15 protein-coding genes are annotated in these 16,746 nt (G+C 42.5%); 7 read left to right on the top strand and 8 right to left on the bottom strand.

Annotated features, from left to right (window positions below; all coding sequences use genetic code 11):
* Positions 1–17 precede the first annotated feature (17 nt).
* The gene (gene uxuA / locus AB6N04_RS16385; protein WP_369309290.1) at positions 18–1,211 is read right to left on the bottom strand and encodes a mannonate dehydratase; all 1,194 of its coding nucleotides are present in this window, start codon (positions 1,209–1,211) and stop codon (positions 18–20) included.
* A 17-nt stretch (positions 1,212–1,228) separates the two neighbouring features.
* The gene (locus tag AB6N04_RS16390; protein WP_369309291.1) at positions 1,229–1,975 is read right to left on the bottom strand and encodes an FCD domain-containing protein; all 747 of its coding nucleotides are present in this window, start codon (positions 1,973–1,975) and stop codon (positions 1,229–1,231) included.
* 278 nt (positions 1,976–2,253) lie between these two features.
* Here AB6N04_RS16390 and manD point away from each other — a divergent pair, with 278 nt between their 5' ends.
* From manD to AB6N04_RS16415, 5 genes are all read left to right on the top strand, one after another.
* On the top strand, positions 2,254–3,468 hold the full coding sequence (gene manD, locus AB6N04_RS16395; RefSeq protein ID WP_369312153.1) for a D-mannonate dehydratase ManD: 1,215 nt from the start codon (positions 2,254–2,256) through the stop codon (positions 3,466–3,468).
* A 24-nt stretch (positions 3,469–3,492) separates the two neighbouring features.
* Positions 3,493–4,506, top strand: a complete 1,014-nt coding sequence (locus tag AB6N04_RS16400; protein WP_369309292.1) for a Zn-dependent oxidoreductase — start codon at positions 3,493–3,495, stop codon at positions 4,504–4,506.
* A gap of 61 nt (positions 4,507–4,567) precedes the next feature.
* Positions 4,568–5,977 (top strand): MFS transporter, encoded by a 1,410-nt coding sequence (locus AB6N04_RS16405; protein ID WP_369309293.1) that lies wholly within the window; start codon positions 4,568–4,570, stop codon positions 5,975–5,977.
* Positions 5,958–7,445 carry a mannitol dehydrogenase family protein gene (locus AB6N04_RS16410; protein ID WP_369309294.1) on the top strand — a complete coding sequence of 496 codons (1,488 nt, stop codon included), beginning with the start codon at positions 5,958–5,960 and terminating at the stop codon, positions 7,443–7,445. The genes AB6N04_RS16405 and AB6N04_RS16410 overlap by 20 nt, the downstream gene beginning before the upstream one ends.
* Positions 7,446–7,567: 122 nt before the next feature.
* Entirely contained in the window at positions 7,568–8,221 is a 654-nt protein-coding gene (locus AB6N04_RS16415; protein ID WP_369309295.1) for a YoaK family protein, read from the top strand.
* Positions 8,222–8,621: 400 nt separating this feature from the next.
* Here the strand turns inward: AB6N04_RS16415 and fdoI are convergent, their stop codons facing one another.
* The 3 genes from fdoI to fdnG are packed head-to-tail and all read right to left on the bottom strand — an operon-like array spanning position 8,622 to position 13,281.
* Positions 8,622–9,278, bottom strand: a complete 657-nt coding sequence (fdoI, locus tag AB6N04_RS16420) for a formate dehydrogenase cytochrome b556 subunit (protein WP_369309296.1) — start codon at positions 9,276–9,278, stop codon at positions 8,622–8,624.
* Positions 9,275–10,222, bottom strand: coding sequence for a formate dehydrogenase subunit beta (fdxH, locus tag AB6N04_RS16425; protein WP_369309297.1), 948 nt, complete (start codon positions 10,220–10,222; stop codon positions 9,275–9,277). Before fdxH ends, fdoI begins: the two co-directional genes overlap by 4 nt.
* Positions 10,223–10,233: 11 nt before the next feature.
* The gene (gene fdnG / locus AB6N04_RS16430) at positions 10,234–13,281 is read right to left on the bottom strand and encodes a formate dehydrogenase-N subunit alpha (RefSeq protein ID WP_369309298.1); all 3,048 of its coding nucleotides are present in this window, start codon (positions 13,279–13,281) and stop codon (positions 10,234–10,236) included.
* Between the two features lie 175 nt (positions 13,282–13,456).
* Between fdnG and fdhD the strand changes: the two genes are divergently transcribed.
* Complete coding sequence (gene fdhD, locus AB6N04_RS16435) at positions 13,457–14,287, top strand: formate dehydrogenase accessory sulfurtransferase FdhD (protein ID WP_369309299.1); 831 nt, start codon at positions 13,457–13,459, stop codon at positions 14,285–14,287.
* A gap of 132 nt (positions 14,288–14,419) precedes the next feature.
* Positions 14,420–14,935, top strand: coding sequence for a DUF3304 domain-containing protein (locus AB6N04_RS16440; RefSeq protein WP_369309300.1), 516 nt, complete (start codon positions 14,420–14,422; stop codon positions 14,933–14,935).
* On the opposite strand, the gene AB6N04_RS16445 is transcribed toward AB6N04_RS16440, so the two are convergent.
* The 3 genes from AB6N04_RS16445 to AB6N04_RS16455 form a co-directional block, all read right to left on the bottom strand.
* Positions 14,915–15,364: a HipA domain-containing protein gene (locus AB6N04_RS16445; protein WP_369309301.1), complete on the bottom strand. Its 450-nt coding sequence runs from the start codon at positions 15,362–15,364 to the stop codon at positions 14,915–14,917. The two genes, AB6N04_RS16440 and AB6N04_RS16445, sit on opposite strands and share 21 nt — an antisense overlap.
* Before the next feature lie 86 nt (positions 15,365–15,450).
* Positions 15,451–15,708 (bottom strand): helix-turn-helix domain-containing protein, encoded by a 258-nt coding sequence (locus AB6N04_RS16450; protein WP_369309302.1) that lies wholly within the window; start codon positions 15,706–15,708, stop codon positions 15,451–15,453.
* A 169-nt stretch (positions 15,709–15,877) separates the two neighbouring features.
* A complete protein-coding gene (locus AB6N04_RS16455; RefSeq protein WP_369309303.1) occupies positions 15,878–16,645 on the bottom strand; it encodes a GNAT family N-acetyltransferase in 768 nt (255 codons plus the stop codon).
* Between the last annotated feature and the right edge of the window lie 101 nt (positions 16,646–16,746).

Raw genomic sequence — 16,746 nt, forward strand, 5'->3', positions numbered from 1 at the left:
CGTTCTAATTTTAAAAATTAAACTTTTAGTAATTCAGGGTAGTACATCCGTTTAAGAGCTAACTCTAACCCTCTAACTTCTGCTAAGCCTTTTAAACGCCCTATTGCCGAGTAACCGGGATTTGTAACTTTTTTCAAGTCATCCAATATTTGGTGCCCATGGTCTGGTCGCATTGGAATTGGTGGTAAACCCGCCATGTGACGTTTTTGTTCAATCGCTAAAATCGCTTTAACAACCTCAAACATATCTACATCACCCGCGATATGGTTACCTTCATGGAAAGTATTTGGGTTTTCTTCTCTCACTGTTGAACGCAAATGCGTAAAGTGAATACGATCTCCAAATGTATTAATCATTTTTACAAGGTCGTTATCTGCACGGACACCATATGAACCAGTACACATGGTGAAACCATTATGAATACTGTCACAACTTTCTTTAATAAACTGCATGTCTTCAATCGTTGAAACAATACGTGGCAGACCTAAAATAGGACGTGGTGGGTCGTCAGGATGAATGGCTAATACAACATTTTCTTCCTCACAGACAGGAACGATTTTCTGCAAGAAATAACGTAAATTTTCGCGTAATTGGTTTTTATCAATATCATTATACAATGCTAATCGGTCACGGAATTGATCTAATGTATACCCTTCTTCTGCCCCCGGTAGCCCTGCAATGATCGTTTTAATTAAATTATCGATATCGTCTGATGACATCGCTGCATAATATTCAGCGGCCTCTTTCACTTCTTGTTCTGAATAACTCGACGCTGCATTTTCACGTTTTAAAATATGAATTTCAAACGCTGCAAACGCAATGTTATCAAAACGCAACGCTTTAGAGCCATCTGGAAGCGTGTAACCAAGATCAGTACGGGTCCAATCTAAAATAGGCATAAAGTTGTAGCAAATTGTTTTAATGCCGCATGATGCTAAATTACGAATACTTTGCTGGTAGTTTTGAATATATTTTTCAAAATCACCCTGCTGGGTTTTAATATCTTCGTGAACAGGAATGCTTTCAACAACAGACCAAACTAAGCCTGCTTCCTCAATGATAGCCTTACGCTTTAATATTTCCTCAACACTCCAAACTGCACCGTTTGGGATATGATGGAGCGCAGAGACGATCCCTGTCGCCTCGGCTTGCCTTGCATCACTTAAAGAAACTGGGTCATTCGGTCCATACCAACGCCACGTATGCTCCATGAGTACTTCTCCTTCACTTATTCAAAAATAGTCTGATAAGGAATTGTTTCAAATAAATAACCATCAAAATTGGGGTCATCAAAATCTGAAAGCTGCATTAGAGTATTTTTGACATTCTCTAAGTGTTGCCACATCTCTTTTTTCGCCAATTCAGGGTCACGCTTTTGTAGTGCATTTAAAATATTTTCATGATCAATCAACCACTTCTTGCGATAAGTCGTGTTATCGATATGCTCATGTAACTTGTCCCACATTGGGCTATTTCGTCTGACAGACCAAATATCATCAATAATCTTTGCCATCATGTCATTTTTGCTTGCTCGAGCAATTAGCACATGAAATTTATGATCATTTTCATCGTCACTTTTATTTTGAGCGACTTTAATTCGCTCATCTTCAAGCAAGGCTCGGATTTCTTGGATATCCGCTTTAGTTGCAGATAACGCAGCACAAGCCGCAATCGCACTTTCAATCACTTGCCGAGCTTGCAAGATCTCGAAAGGACCGTGATCGATGTTCTTTACTTCCTCAATCAATGAATCTGGATGATTAATCACATAAACTCCAGACCCCTTCTTGATAGAAACCAGTTTTTCAATTTCCAGCATGATAAGCGCTTCACGTACCAATGAGCGACTAACATCATATTTTTTAGCGATCTCACGTTCTGGCATTAAACGACTTCCTATCGGATATTCGCCAGAAGCAATGAGCTCTTTTAACTGCTGACCTAGGTACTGGTACGAGCGGTATTGAGTATTCATATATATATACAACGCGTTGTCGAATTAAATTTAGTTCTTCCACTGTAGATTATCGTCACCAACAATAATGGTCAACCAATTTATGCATTATTTTACGTAAACAAGTTAACCAATTTGTGATCCCCTTCACTTATTGTTGGCTTTTTAGTCATTGTTTTTTGATTTTTTGGTTGATAGAGTGAAAAAAAGATAATTTGGTTGACCAATGATTAAACCAATTAATAATTTATACTGATTTGGTTGATCAGTTGGTCAACAAGAATATGGACATGGCAAGAATGAAAATTGTAAGCGCTGAAGTATTTGTATGTAGCCCCGGTCGAAATTTTGTGACACTAAAGATTACCACCGATGAAGGTATATATGGATTAGGTGATGCGACCCTCAATGGTCGTGAACTCTCCGTGGTTTCATACCTAAAGGATCATTTATGTCCCCAACTGATTGGTCGTGACCCACACAAAATAGAAGATATTTACCAATTTTTTTACAAAGGAGCCTACTGGCGTAGAGGCCCCGTTACGATGTCCGCTATTTCGGCTATCGACATGGCTTTATGGGATATTAAAGGAAAAATTGCTAACTTACCGGTGTACCAATTATTAGGTGGAGCCTCTCGTGAAGGCGTCATGGTCTATTGCCATACAACGGGTAAAGACATTCCTGAAGCTTTAGATAATTACGCAAAATATAAAGAAAAAGGCTTTAAAGCTATTCGCGTGCAATGCGGGATCCCAGGTATGGCAACTACCTATGGTCAAAGCAAAGGGCAAAATCTTGCTTATGAGCCAGCCACTAAAGGCCACCATCCAGAAGAACAATTTTGGTCAACCGAAAAATACCTTGATTTTATGCCAAAACTGTTTGAAGCCGTTCGTAATAAGTACGGCTTTAATGAACACCTCTTACACGATATCCATCACCGATTAACACCAATTGAAGCAGCTCGCTTTGGTAAACGCATTGAAGATGCACGTTTATTTTGGATGGAAGACCCAACACCAGCGGAAAACCAATCCTGCTTTAGGCTGATCCGCCAGCACACAGTTACTCCAATCGCTGTTGGCGAAATTTTCAATAGTATTTGGGACTGCAAACAATTAATCGAAGAACAACTTATCGACTATATCCGCACCACTATTACCCATGCGGGTGGTATCACAGGTATGCGTCGAATCGCAGATTTCGCCTCACTTTATCAAGTTAGAACAGGCTCTCATGGTCCATCTGATCTATCCCCTATTTGTCACGCTGCTGCTCTGCACTTTGACCTCTGGGTGCCAAACTTTGGCGTACAAGAATTTATGGGGTACTCCGAAGAAATGCTCTCCGTCTTTAGTCCAAATTGGACATTTAAGGACGGCTACATGCATCCAAGTGATAAGCCCGGTCTAGGTATCGATTTTGATGAAAAATTGGCAGCGAAATACCCGTACAACCCAGCTTACCTGCCTATTGCACGTCTTGAAGACGGCACTTTATGGAATTGGTAATTTTTAAATAATTCGGAGTTAAATATGAAAGCAGTAGTGATTAAAGAACCTAATACTTTATTGATAGAAGAACGTTCGATTCCAGAACCTGCTGAAAATCAAGTCCAAATCAAAGTCCGCTTAGCGGGTATTTGTGGCTCAGACAGTCATATCTATCGCGGTCATAATCCATTTGCCAAATACCCTCGCGTCATCGGTCATGAATTTTTTGGTGTGATTGAAAAAGTGGGTAGCGGTGTAGATAGCAAACGTATCGGCGAGCGAGTCTCTATCGACCCTGTACTCAGTTGCGGTCATTGTTATCCTTGCTCAATTGGTAAACCAAATGTTTGTGAAACACTAGAAGTCTTAGGTGTTCATACTGATGGTGGTTTTACTGAATATGTCACTGTACCTGCAGCCAATGCCTATACCATTCCTGATTCAATTAGTGATGAATGCGCAGTCACTGTTGAACCCTACTCTATCGCGGCGAATGTAACGTCTCATGTTCACCCAACCAAAGACGATGTAGCCTTAGTGTATGGCGCGGGTACTATTGGGTTAACCTGTGCACAAGTTTTAAAAGGTGTTTACCAAGTCAAAACCTTAATTGTGGTTGACCGCGTTGTTGAGCGCTTAGCGAGAGCGACTGCTTGTGGGGCAGATATCGTAATTGATAACTCACAAATACCGCTTCCCGAGCAACTCAAAGCCTTAAACCTACGCCCAACAATTGTATTAGATGCGGCTTGTCATCCGGCTATTTTGCAAGAAGCAATTTTGATTGCATCTCCCGCAGCGAGAGTATCAATTATGGGATTCTCGAGTGAGCCTAGCTCCGTGACACAACAGAGCATTACCAGTAAAGAGATTGCCCTATTCTCTTCACGACTAAATGCCAAAAAATTCCCAGAGGTGATTAGCTGGATTGAGTCTAAAAAAATTGACCCAACGAAAATCTTAACTCATCAGTACCCATTCACTGAAGCGCAAGAGGCTATCTTAACCTTTGAAAAAGATCAGAAGACCTGCTGTAAAATTCTTTTAACCTTTTAATTTAATTAAAAAAATAAATCCGATTTTGGATACTACCCGACGTGATTAATAGGATAATAATATGAATACTCAGTCAATTACCCCATCAGGGAAAGTGGAACGCAGCTCTGGTGATCTCACTAAAGCTGCAGTTTCAGGCTGGCTAGGAACCGCTCTAGAGTTTATGGATTTCCAGCTTTACTCGTTAGGCGCAGCACTTGTTTTCCATGAAATATTTTTCCCTGAACAATCCGCTTCAATGGCATTAATTCTTGCTATGGGAACCTATGGTGCCGGATATGTCGCCCGTATTGTTGGTGCTATATTCTTTGGTCAGATGGGTGACAGAATAGGTCGTAAGAAAGTGTTATTCATTACCATCACCATGATGGGTGTATGTACCACTTTAATCGGGGTCTTACCAACTTATGCGCAAGTGGGGATCCTCGCACCACTACTGTTAGTTCTCTTGCGAATTATTCAAGGTTTGGGGGCTGGTGCTGAAATTTCAGGTGCAGGAACCATGCTAGCAGAATATGCACCAAAAGGTCGTCGCGGTATTGTCGCTTCACTGGTTGGTCTGGGAACAAACTGCGGAACACTGAGTGCAACTGCTATCTGGGCATTTATGTTTTTCTGGTTAGACAAAGAAGACTTACTCGCTTGGGGCTGGCGCGTACCGTTCTTAGCAAGTTTTGTTGTGATGCTATTCGCTGTTTGGCTACGACTGAACCTCAAAGAAAGTCCAGTATTTGAGAAAGTACAAAACACCGAAGAGCAGGAAACTAGAGTTGCCGTTCAAATGCCACCGAAAGAAAGTTTCTTTGCTATGTTCAAAACAAAAGCATTCTGGTTGGCTACAGGTATCCGTTTTGGTCAAGCTGGTAACTCTGGGCTTATTCAAACATTCCTAGCAGGTTATTTAGTTCAAAGCCTCTTATTCGATAAAAGTATTCCAACTGATGCTATCATGATCAGCTCTATTGTGGGTTTCCTGACAATCCCTGTAATTGGCCTACTCTCTGATAAATTTGGTCGCCGTATTCCTTATATTATCCTTAGCTTATCCGCGATGCTGCTTGCATACCCGATGCTTTCAGTTATCGTAAACGGTGCCAACAGCGTTAGCTTAATCACTATCTGTATTATTATTGTTCATAACTGTTCAGTTCTCGGATTATTTGCACTAGAAAATATTACGATGGCTGAAATGTTCAACTCACGTAACCGCTTTACAGGTATGGCTGTCGCGAAAGAAATTGGCGGATTGATTGCCTCTGGGTTAGGTCCTGTACTTGCTGGTATTTTCTGTAGCATCACAGGAAGCTGGTGGCCAATCGCTATTATGATCATTATTTACTCTGCCATTTCATTAATTTCCGCAATTATCATGCCTGAAGTGAAAGACCGCGACTTAACAAGTCCACTGGATGCCGTGGAAGAAGTTGAACAACACAAAGGTAAGGCTAAATATGCAACTGTCAATCAATAACCTAAATCAACTCCCTGCGACTATCAACGTGCCGAGCTACGATAGAAGTCAGGTTAACGTTAAAATGCTTCACTTGGGTTTCGGCGCATTTCACCGCGCCCATCAAGCCATCTTTGCAGACATTTTAGCGTCTGATCACCAAAGCAATTGGGGGTTTTGTGAAGTCAACTTAGTGGGTGGCGAACAACAAATCGAAGATTTACTGGCTCAAGACTGCTTGTATAACGTTGTTGAAATGCAAGATGATAACTGGAAAACCCGTACTGTTGGTGTAGTTAAAGAAGCACTACATCCAAGCATTCACGGCATTGATACTGTTATTAATCGTATGTTGGACCCAAATATTGCGATCGTTTCAATGACGGTTACAGAAAAAGGCTATTGCTATGTTCCATCAACAGGATCAATTGATTTTGATAACCCCGCTATCGCTCATGATTTAGCTGTTCCTGAAGCACCTAAATCACTGCCAGGGGTGATTGTTGAAGCACTTCGTCGACGCAAAGCACTCGGATTAAACCCATTTACCGTGATGTCCTGTGACAATATGCCAGAAAATGGGCACATTACTAAAAATGTTATCCTTGCGATGGCGGCAAAACGAGATGCTGATTTAGCCAAATGGATTGAGAAAAATGTCACATTCCCATCTACCATGGTAGATAGGATCGTGCCAGCAATGACGCCAGAAACAGCCGAAAAAATTCAATCTCAGCTAGGTGTTATTGTCGATAAAGTTGCTATTGCCTGTGAACCTTTTAAGCAATGGGTGATCGAAGATAATTTTGTTGCAGGTCGCCCTGAATGGGAGAAAGCCGGTGCTCAGTTAGTCACTGATGTTATCCCGTTTGAAGAAATGAAACTGCGCATGTTAAACGGCAGTCATTCATTTCTCGCTTATTTAGGTTACTTAGCTGGCTATCAGTATATCAACGAATGTATGCAAGATAACGCCTATGAAAAAGCCGCTTACCACCTAATGGTGAGTGAGCAAGCGCCAACGTTGTCTATCACGAATGTCGATTTACCCGCCTATGCTAATGCACTGATTGAGCGTTTTAAAAATACAGGGCTCAAGCATCGCACATGGCAAATCGCCATGGATGGGACGTTAAAATTATCCCAACGTTTACTCGATTCCATTCAAATTCATCTGACAAATGGACAATCATTTGATTATTTAGCCTTAGCCGTCGCAGGTTGGATGCGCTATGTCAGCGGTAAAGATGATAGCGGTGCTGCGATTCAAATTAGCGACCCACAAGCCGCTAAGCTGGCAGAGTTAGTAGCAAACAGTACTGATGATGAAAACCGTGTCCGCGCATTGCTCTCACTCGATAGTTTGTTTACTAAGGAACTGGTCAATAACTCGCTATTTACCGAAAAAGTCACTGTATTCTACCTTTCGTTACGTGACAACGGAGCTAAGAAAACAATTGAAGCCCTAAATCAAGCTCATTCACTGTAATTATTTTCTACCGTAATAGGCTTACAACCCAAACCTGATACCCCACGTATCAGGTTTTTTTATTTGCCAAATAATGCTTATACTCTCCATCACTGTCTATTTTGCTGAGCGACACCAAAAACATGTCATTATTCCAATTTGAGGCTAACTCCCATACTCCATTCTTTTTGCTTCTTGCCTTTATTGGCGGGTTTGTTGATGCCTGCTCTTTTGTTATTTTCGGCGTTTTTACGGGGCATCTCACGGGGAACAGTATTTTAAGCATGGTGTATCTTGCTAAATTTGACTGGTCGATGTTGCTACTCTGCGCTGTTTCTATCGGTGGTTTTTTCCTAGGGACTTGCTTGGGTTCATGGCAGAGGTTAAAAAATAACTCACTGCGTGATTACCGTTTTCTTATTGGGCTATCATTTTTATTATTCATTGGGGTGTTTGCACTCTACTTCTTCGCCCATGCCTTCTATTCAGCCAATATTGTCATATTTACCATTAGCTTTTCTATGGGGCTACAAAATGGCTTTTTTAATAAAGCGGGAACTGTGGGCATTCATTCAACTTACGTGACAGGGATGACGACATCCTGTATCAATGCCTTTTTAAAAAATGTACAGGGTGATAGTAGCAAAAAGGTGCTGTTTCTCGCCGTGTTATCTTTTGTTTTAGGGGGATTAACGGGCGGGGTGTTATCCGTCAATTATCAATTCCTCGGTTTTTCTTTTGTTTTGCTACTGCTGGCACTGGCTTTTGTCTATAGCTTGACCATTGATGATATATGATTTTTTTAGCTATAAGAAAGCAACAAAAATGACAACACATTAGGCTTATTATGGATACCCTTCATTTTACAATTGATGAAGAAACAAAGTGCCATCAAACAGACCTAACAAAATTAATGCGGCAAAAAGCAGAAAAGTTAGGGGCTGTTTATCTTTGCTGATGATGTTTACCGCTAAAAAAGGTCAAAAAACAATCCAAAAAGTGAAAAATGTATCTGTCGTGGCTGACTGAGGACGATTTAAATCACGTTAACCAAAAAGATAATCACCTTCGTATACTTAAAATATTACACACTGCGACACGTTTAGCCTCTAATTATTAACCCTTTATCCTGCCAACAAAAAAGCCTGCCTCGATATTCTCAAGAGCAGGCCTGATGATTACATGGCAAGATAAAACTTAGTTTTTCTCTTGCTGTTGTTTTTGTTGCTTTTCTTTCTCAAGCAATTCACGGTACCAACGTGGATGATGCTTTCTTGCCCAACCACGAGTGACCCACCCTTCGACCATCGCACGAACGGAGCCTTTCACCCAAATTGCCGCGTAAGCGTGAACCACAATCATAATGATCAACGCAATCGCACTGAGCGAGTGAATCAGAATAGCGGCACGGTAAACAGGGATTGGGAAGTAATCTGCGAAATAAGGACGCCACATGATCACCCCTGTGACCACCAGCGCTAATAAACAGATAGTCACCACCCAATACACCCCTTTTTGTCCGAGGTTATATTGGCCAACATCACCCGCTTCTTCGTTTTTCAGTACCTTGCCGATATTTTTTGCCCACTTAATATCTTCTTTATTAATAAAGTTATGGTGGAAATAACGGAAGAACATAAACACAAACAGCAAGAACATTGCCGTACCCACGAATGGATGCAAAATTCGTGACAGTTGCGGCGTACCTAAAATGTTCATAAACCAGTTTAGGGATGGGAAGAAAAACCCTAATCCACTGATTGCCGTGAACAAGAAGCAAATTACAACCGCCCAGTGATTGATCCTTTCAATCGGCTTATGGCGAATAATTTTGTCGTTATCATCTGGCATCATTTCTGATCCTCCCCTTCTTTTGATTTGGAAGTGTCATCAGATGACATTGCGTTATGCAAATCTTCTAAAGCTTCTTCTTCATCTTTTTTGGAGACGCGGTTCGGACCAATACCCACATAGTGGAAGATGGCCGCCGCAAATGTTGCAGCAAAGCCAACCGCGGCTAACGGCTTCCAGATACCTTTCCAGAAAGTGACTGTTGGGCTGATTGTCGGATTTTCCGGCAGTCCGTGGTACAACTGGGGTTTATCTGCATGGTGTAGAACGTACATCACGTGTGTACCACCAACACCTTGAGGATCGTATAAACCTGCATTTGCATAACCACGGGTTTTCAGCTCTTCAACACGCTCTCCCGCCATGCTAATCATGTCTTCTTTGCTACCAAAGTGGATAGCGCCAGTTGGACATGTTTTCACACATGCAGGCTCTTGCCCCACTTCAACACGGTCGACACACAGCGTACATTTATATGCACGGTTGTCTTCTTTATTGATACGTGGCACGTTGAACGGACAACCCGCGATACAGTAACCACAACCAATACAGTGCTCTGATTGGAAATCCACGATACCGTTTTTGTACTGTACTATCGCGCCTTCTGAAGGACAGGCCTTCAGACAGCCCGGATCAGCACAGTGCATACAGCCATCTTTACGGATCAGCCATTCAAATTTATCGTTCTCTTCCACTTCAGAGAAGCGCATCACTGTCCATGACTTAGCAGTTAAATCTGTTGGGTTATCATATACCCCAACGTTAGTACCGATTTTGTCACGGATATCATTCCATTCGGAACACGCAACCTGACAGGCTTTACAGCCGATACAGGTAGTTACGTCGATAAGCTTTGCAACTTCTTCCTTATAGTCCCGCACCTGAGGTGCGGGAGTCAGGGAATTGGTGGCAGAGCGACGAATAATGTCCTGAGATTGCATTGACATAATTTATCTCCTTACACCTTTTCCACGTTGACAAGGAATGATTTAAATTCCGGCGTCTGTGTATTCGCATCACCTACATATGGCGTTAGCGTGTTGGCAATAAAGCCTTTGACAGCCAAACCTTCAAAGCCCCAGTGAATTGGGATACCAATGGTATCAATATCTTTTCCATCCACTTTTAGCGTATGAATACGTTTGGTGACCACCGCTTTCGCTTTAATATAACCACGTTTGGAGCTCACTTTCACCGTATCACCTTGCTCGATACCTTTTTCTTTCGCCAAGCGCTCACCAATTTCGATAAACTGCTGTGGCTGAATGATGGCATTCAATAAGGCGTGTTTTGTCCAGTAGTGGAAGTGTTCCGTTAAGCGATAAGTTGTTCCCACATAAGGGAATTCTGTCGCTTTACCCATTTGCGTCCAATCGTCTTTAAACACACGAGCAGCAGGGTTCGACACCACATTTGGGTGCAGTGGGTTGGTGTCCAGCGGCGTTTCAATCGGCTCATAGTGCTCTGGGAATGGACCTTCGGCCATTTTATCCAGTGCGAACAGACGCCCCATCCCTTCTGGCTGCATAATAAACGGACCGACACCGCTTCCCGGAGGTGCATTGCTATAGTCAGGAATATCCATTCCTGTCCATTTGCTGCCATCCCACTCCAAGATTTGGCGTTTTGGATCCCACGGTTTACCCATTGGGTCTGCCGATGCACGGTTATAAATGACACGGCGGTTCAGAGGCCATGCCCATGCCCAACCTAATGTGTTGCCTAGACCTGTTGGGTCGGAGTTATCACGGTTTGCCATTTGGTTACCTTTCGGTGTCCAGCTCCCCGTAAAGATCCAACAGCCACTTGACGTTGTCCCGTCGTCGCGTAATTGAGCAAACGAGGTTAACAGTTCACCTTTCTTGACAATGACGTTACCGTCAGCATCTTTCAGGTCAACGAGCGCATAACCGTTGTTTTCTTGTGCTACTTCTTCTGGCGTTGGGTTATCACGGTCAAAGTAGTTCCACGTCATGCTCAGCACCTGTTCAGGTACTGCACCGCCTTCTGCTGTATACATTTGACGTAAACGGTGGAAAATACCCGACAGAATTTCGCCATCACTGATAGCTTCACCCGGTGCATCCGCACCTTTCCAGTGCCACTGCAACCAGCGCGCGGAGTTAACAATCGAACCATTTTCTTCCGCGAAACAACATGAAGGCAGACGGAATACCGTTGTTTGGATTTCCGCAGGGTTCACATCGTTCATTTCACCGTGGTTTTGCCAGAAATTCGAGGTTTCCGTATTCAGTGGGTCAATGGTTATCAAGAATTTCAGTTTTGACAGCGACTTAACCACTTTGTTTTTATTCGGGAATGAGGCGACTGGGTTAAAGCCTTGGCAAATATAACCATTGACTTCACCCTTATCCATCATTTCGAAATAACGTAGTACGTCGTAGCCCTGATCCCACTTCGGTAATAAATCAAAGCCCCAGTTATTCTCTTTTTGCGCTTTATCGCCATAGAAAGTTTTCATTAGGCTGACGAAGAATTTAGGGTAGTTACCCCAATAGTTCACCTGACCAGCAACGGTCGCTTTTGGTGTATTCGCCGCTAAATAGCTTTCTAAAGTTGTCTGTTTTTCTGATGGTAATGTCAGGTAACCCGGTAAGCTTTGAGATAACAAACCTAAGTCAGTCAGACCTTGGATGTTGGAGTGCCCGCGCAGTGCGTTCACACCACCACCTAACATCCCCATATTACCGAGCAGTAACTGGATCATCGCCATGGTACGAATGTTTTGCGCACCAACGGTGTGTTGAGTCCAACCCAGCGCATATAAGAACGACGCTGTTTTATCTTTAGCGCTCGTTTCTGCGATATATTCACAGACTTGCAGGAAGTCTTTAATTGGCGTACCACAGATGTTATTCACCACTTCTGGTGTATAACGGCTTACGTGTTCTTTTAATAAATTCAGCACACAACGTGGGTGTTTCAGAGTAGGATCGCGCAGCGCAAGGCCGTTTTCGTCCATCTCATAGTTCCACGTGGTTTTATCGTATTGGCGTTTTTCTTCATCATAGCCAGTAAATAGGCCATCATCGAAACCAAAGTCTTCACGGATAACTAAACTGGCGTTGGTATACGCTTCCACGTATTCACGCTGAATTTTTTCATTATCCAGTAAGTATTTGATAACACCTGATAAGAACGCAATATCTGTACCTGAACGGATAGGCGTGTAAAAATCCGCCACTGCCGCTGTACGGGTAAAGCGTGGGTCAATCACGATTAATTTAGCTTTGTTATGGATTTTAGCTTCCATCGCCCAGCGGAAACCGACTGGATGCGCTTCTGCCGCATTACCCCCCATAACCACAATTAGGTTTGCATTTTTAATGTCAACCCAATGGTTAGTCATCGCACCGCGACCAAATGTTGGAGCAAGACTTGCTACCGTTGGTCCGTGTCAGACACGCGCTTGGTTATCAACGGCAAGCATGCCGAGAGCGCGGGTAAATTTTTGTGTTACAAAGCCACTTTCATTACTTCCAGCTGATGCACACAGCATACCGGTGGTCAACCAACGGTTTACGGTGACACCATCTTTATTTTTTTCAATGAAGTTCGCATCACGGTCTTCTTTCATTAACTTAGCGATACGATCAAACGCTTCATTCCACGTGATGCGTTTCCACTCATTAGTACCTGGCTCACGCACTTCTGGGTATTTCAAGCGGCTTTCACTGTGGATAAAATCGATAAGTCCAGCACCTTTCGGACAGAGTGCACCACGGTTTACCGGATGATCCGGGTCCCCTTCAATATGGAAAATGCTCTCTTTTGCATTTTTCGCGCCATCACCGAGGCTGTACATTAACAGCCCACAGCCGACAGAACAGTAGGTACAGGTATTTCTGGTTTCCTTCGCACGCAGTAGTTTATACTGGCGCGTTGACGCTAACGCGGTTGCGGGTGCAAACCCCAAAGCCGCTGCCGTCGTACCTGCCATACCGCCAGCGCAGATCTTAAAGAACTGCCTTCTGCTGACTTGCATGGGGATCTCCTCATTTACATTGCTCATGTTTACCTAACGTCAATCGCGATAATCAGGTAAACTGTTTCTTATTCAACGTTTTCCTTACGTATCCAGGTTCATTGCCTGGCAAATGGTGTAAATTCTTTTTACCCATAATTAATATTATGTATCATTAATGCTAGGAATTCATCTAATGTATGAAACAAATACAACAAATGACTCCCAAATCACCCAAATAAAGGGCTTAAATAGCACAATCGTGCAACAAAAAGGCAACCTGAATTCACCAGTTAAAGATTACGTTGCCGAAGAATATCCTGTTGCATTAGTGTTTAATGGCATATCCCATGTGGTAATGATGGCAACCCCAAAAGATCTTGAGGATTTCGCCGTTGGCTTCTCCCTTTCGGAAGGCATAATACAGTCCAGTGATGAAATTCGTGGAATTGATATCGTTGAAAGCTGCAATCGGGGAATTGAGGTGCATGTTGAATTATCCAGCCGCCGTTTTATGGAACTTAAAGAACGTCGCCGTAATTTAGCTGGTCGCACAGGTTGTGGTATTTGTGGCACAGAGCAATTAGATGAAATATTCAAACCTATCGCGCCACTGCCGTTTACTCAAACATTTTCCTTATCCCACCTCGATAATGCATTATATGAACTGAAAAAAGTGCAAGAAATTGGCGCACTAACAGGCTGCACTCATGCCGCCGCATGGATATCCCCAGAAGGTCAATTAGTTGGTGGATGTGAAGACGTTGGTCGCCATGTCGCGCTTGATAAACTTTTGGGAATGAAAAACCGCAATCAATGGCAGCAAGGGGCCGTTTTGGTTTCCAGCCGTGCCAGTTATGAAATGGTGCAAAAAGCCGCTAGCTGTGGCGCAGAAATTTTGTTTGCTGTTTCCGCTGCGACCGCACTTGCTATCGAAGTAGCAGAAAAAGCCAACTTAACCTTAGTGGGTTTTTGCCGCCAAGGGAAAGCGACGGTGTTTACGCACGGGAGTCGGGTGAGGGACTAAATATTATCGATAAGTAATTAACCTTAGATTGGAATAAAAATCTTGCCATAGTCATATTTTACTTCTAAATTAAACGTTAATTTAACTTAAGTTATTCTTAACGTTAAAATACTCATCAAAACAGGTCACCTTATGGCATGGTTTCCCAAAATCGCATTTATTATTTTTATGTCCCTACTTGTTGGTTGCTCGCCTGAAAAAGAGACACAACTCGCGGGTAACCTATACGGTTTTAACCACGTAAAAGACACTGCGGTTAATTGGTTTAAAGTTAATGGCTATGAAGGCCGAGGTGCGGCTGGCACCTGTTGCATCATGATCCCCTCTCAATGGTCCCCCGGTAAAACCGTTTTGGTCGAATGGGAAGTTGATCCAAACCCTTATCCCTCCGATTCTCCAGGAGTTACGGATCCTAAATTTGAAGATTACATGAAAAAGCATGAAGCCAATTATCGCTATTACCGCAAGCAGGTGGAAGTCCCTGAATATGGAGAGCCGTGTGATGTGCAAGTCCATTTTTTACCCTGCCAAGAAGTTAAAATCACCTTATCTTGCTATGCCACTAATCACCCTGATTATCCCATCAAAGAACCCAATGACATGGAGGAGCCCACTGAGTGTCCAACGTCAACCTCTCAATCCCAATAGCTGATCAAATTGCGGCGTTCCTTTATTTTCCCAAGAAATCGCTTTGTGATATAACCCTGATAAAATTGAGTTTGCAATAGGCTCAGGAAAATTTGTTGGAAGCTGCTCCCGAACCTTTGTAATAACACTTTCCATCTGCTCATCAAACTCAATTAAAATCTTTTCCATTTCAGTGCGGTCAAAACCAACCGCTTTGGCGGTCGCAAAAAAATGTCTTGGGAAGATTTGTTCTACATTGTATTTAATCCCTTTTGTCCCTTTCAGCCCCATAGCAAGTTTGGCATCCCCAAGATTAATCCCTCTATCGCCATAACTAGGATACATCGACAGAATATCGTAAAAAGGTGTCAATTGATAACGTCCTTCAGGTTCAATAAACAATGAAAAATTTTTAGCATGACCATCCGTCGCTGCAAGTAACCAAAACATAACTTGGCTCTTCATAAACTGATACCGATCTTTCTCTGCATTTATTGAGCCTAATAAGTAATTCATATACACATGCAAAGCCGCCATCACCACTCCTCCTTCCATCCGGAGTCTGAGTTTGATGAGCCACTTTCATTTCGCGGTTTAATATCGAGTTCTAAATTTAGGGCAAATAAAATCTTAAAGAAGGTTTCTAATTTGGTAGAGTCAGGAGAAAGTTCAAAGCTAGAAACGGTATCTTGCCGAATACCCACTTTACTGGCGACTTTACTTTGAGATAATTTTTTCGTCTCTCTGACATCTTTCATATAAGCACTAAGTTGTCGGGTATTCGTCACTTTCATTTTAAAACCTACCTTATTTAACCCTAACAATATTGACACGCTATAACCGGTAAAAACAATCTTACCTGCTATAGCGTGTAGGGCTATAGCGCTAGGTATGCCTGAAAATAGTGCCATTCTCTGGTTTTTACCGCCTAAGTAGTCTATGCACTATCTTGTTTGTTAGAGCTTAAAGAGCATGCAGCATCCATAAGTTAGGTTCGATATATTCAACTTTTTGGTGCGGTACATCAACGGTAACAGGCACTAAGGCATTAGGGATAATATACTTCCCCGACTGTGGGAAAGACATCCCAGTCCATGATTGCCAATCCGTTATTGAACCTGTAATGACCATTGAACGATGAACAGACTGCAGTACTGTTGCCCCTAAACGCCAATGGGTTCTTATCCACGGGTCAAAAGGCTCTCCTTGTGCATTTTTCCACGCACAATACTCATCAAAATCCTGTAATGGATATCGATGCTTCAGCGTTGGACGCACAGGAACAATCATCGCTTTTGCACCATATTCTTTCGCTGCTTGTTTTAATGCTTCGATCAATAACGCAGGAATTTGCTGACCTCGATATTGAGGGTCAACAGTCACAGAAAGCGCCGAAATATAAGGCTCCCCATCATGTTGGTTCTCCATCGCAAAATTAAAGATATCATCCCACCCCATTTCGACTAACTTGGCGAAATCACCATAAGGCCATAAAAATGGCACAGAACGAATAATACCAATGACCCGTTCCGTTGCTTTTTCATTAACAGTAGCAATAAATTGAAATTGATTATTTGGCTGCTCATCAAGCCGTTCCCAATATTCATCGCTAACAGCAGACTGGCTCATAAATGGTGGCCATAGCCTATCAAGAAATTGTTCACATTCTTCGATAAGATCAGGACGTTGAGCATAGTTAACTACATTAATAATTGAAATTTTGCTATTCATCGGTATTTATAGGGTTATTCATTTAATGAATATATTTTAAGGCAAAAAATCATGGAAGAGATTAATGTGAGATTAAGACTGGTCTATTCGTATCTGTACTC

This window comes from Providencia rettgeri (assembly GCF_041075285.1).
GTDB lineage: Bacteria > Pseudomonadota > Gammaproteobacteria > Enterobacterales > Enterobacteriaceae > Providencia > Providencia rettgeri_G.

Bases quoted from the DNA above. Each gene is read 5' to 3' on its own strand.
- fdoI (WP_369309296.1), bottom strand. From the start codon at position 9,278: ATGATGCCAGATGATAACGACAAAATTATTCGCCATAAGCCGATTGAA.
- AB6N04_RS16445 (WP_369309301.1), bottom strand. From the start codon at position 15,364: ATGTTTTGGTTACTTGCAGCGACGGATGGTCATGCTAAAAATTTTTCA.
- AB6N04_RS16405 (WP_369309293.1), top strand. From the start codon at position 4,568: ATGAATACTCAGTCAATTACCCCATCAGGGAAAGTGGAACGCAGCTCT.
- fdhD (WP_369309299.1), top strand. From the start codon at position 13,457: ATGTATGAAACAAATACAACAAATGACTCCCAAATCACCCAAATAAAG.
- AB6N04_RS16440 (WP_369309300.1), top strand. From the start codon at position 14,420: ATGGCATGGTTTCCCAAAATCGCATTTATTATTTTTATGTCCCTACTT.
- AB6N04_RS16455 (WP_369309303.1), bottom strand. From the start codon at position 16,645: ATGAATAGCAAAATTTCAATTATTAATGTAGTTAACTATGCTCAACGT.
- AB6N04_RS16410 (WP_369309294.1), top strand. From the start codon at position 5,958: ATGCAACTGTCAATCAATAACCTAAATCAACTCCCTGCGACTATCAAC.
- AB6N04_RS16400 (WP_369309292.1), top strand. From the start codon at position 3,493: ATGAAAGCAGTAGTGATTAAAGAACCTAATACTTTATTGATAGAAGAA.
- manD (WP_369312153.1), top strand. From the start codon at position 2,254: ATGAAAATTGTAAGCGCTGAAGTATTTGTATGTAGCCCCGGTCGAAAT.
- AB6N04_RS16390 (WP_369309291.1), bottom strand. From the start codon at position 1,975: ATGAATACTCAATACCGCTCGTACCAGTACCTAGGTCAGCAGTTAAAA.
- uxuA (WP_369309290.1), bottom strand. From the start codon at position 1,211: ATGGAGCATACGTGGCGTTGGTATGGACCGAATGACCCAGTTTCTTTA.
- fdxH (WP_369309297.1), bottom strand. From the start codon at position 10,222: ATGTCAATGCAATCTCAGGACATTATTCGTCGCTCTGCCACCAATTCC.
- AB6N04_RS16415 (WP_369309295.1), top strand. From the start codon at position 7,568: ATGTCATTATTCCAATTTGAGGCTAACTCCCATACTCCATTCTTTTTG.
- AB6N04_RS16450 (WP_369309302.1), bottom strand. From the start codon at position 15,708: ATGAAAGTGACGAATACCCGACAACTTAGTGCTTATATGAAAGATGTC.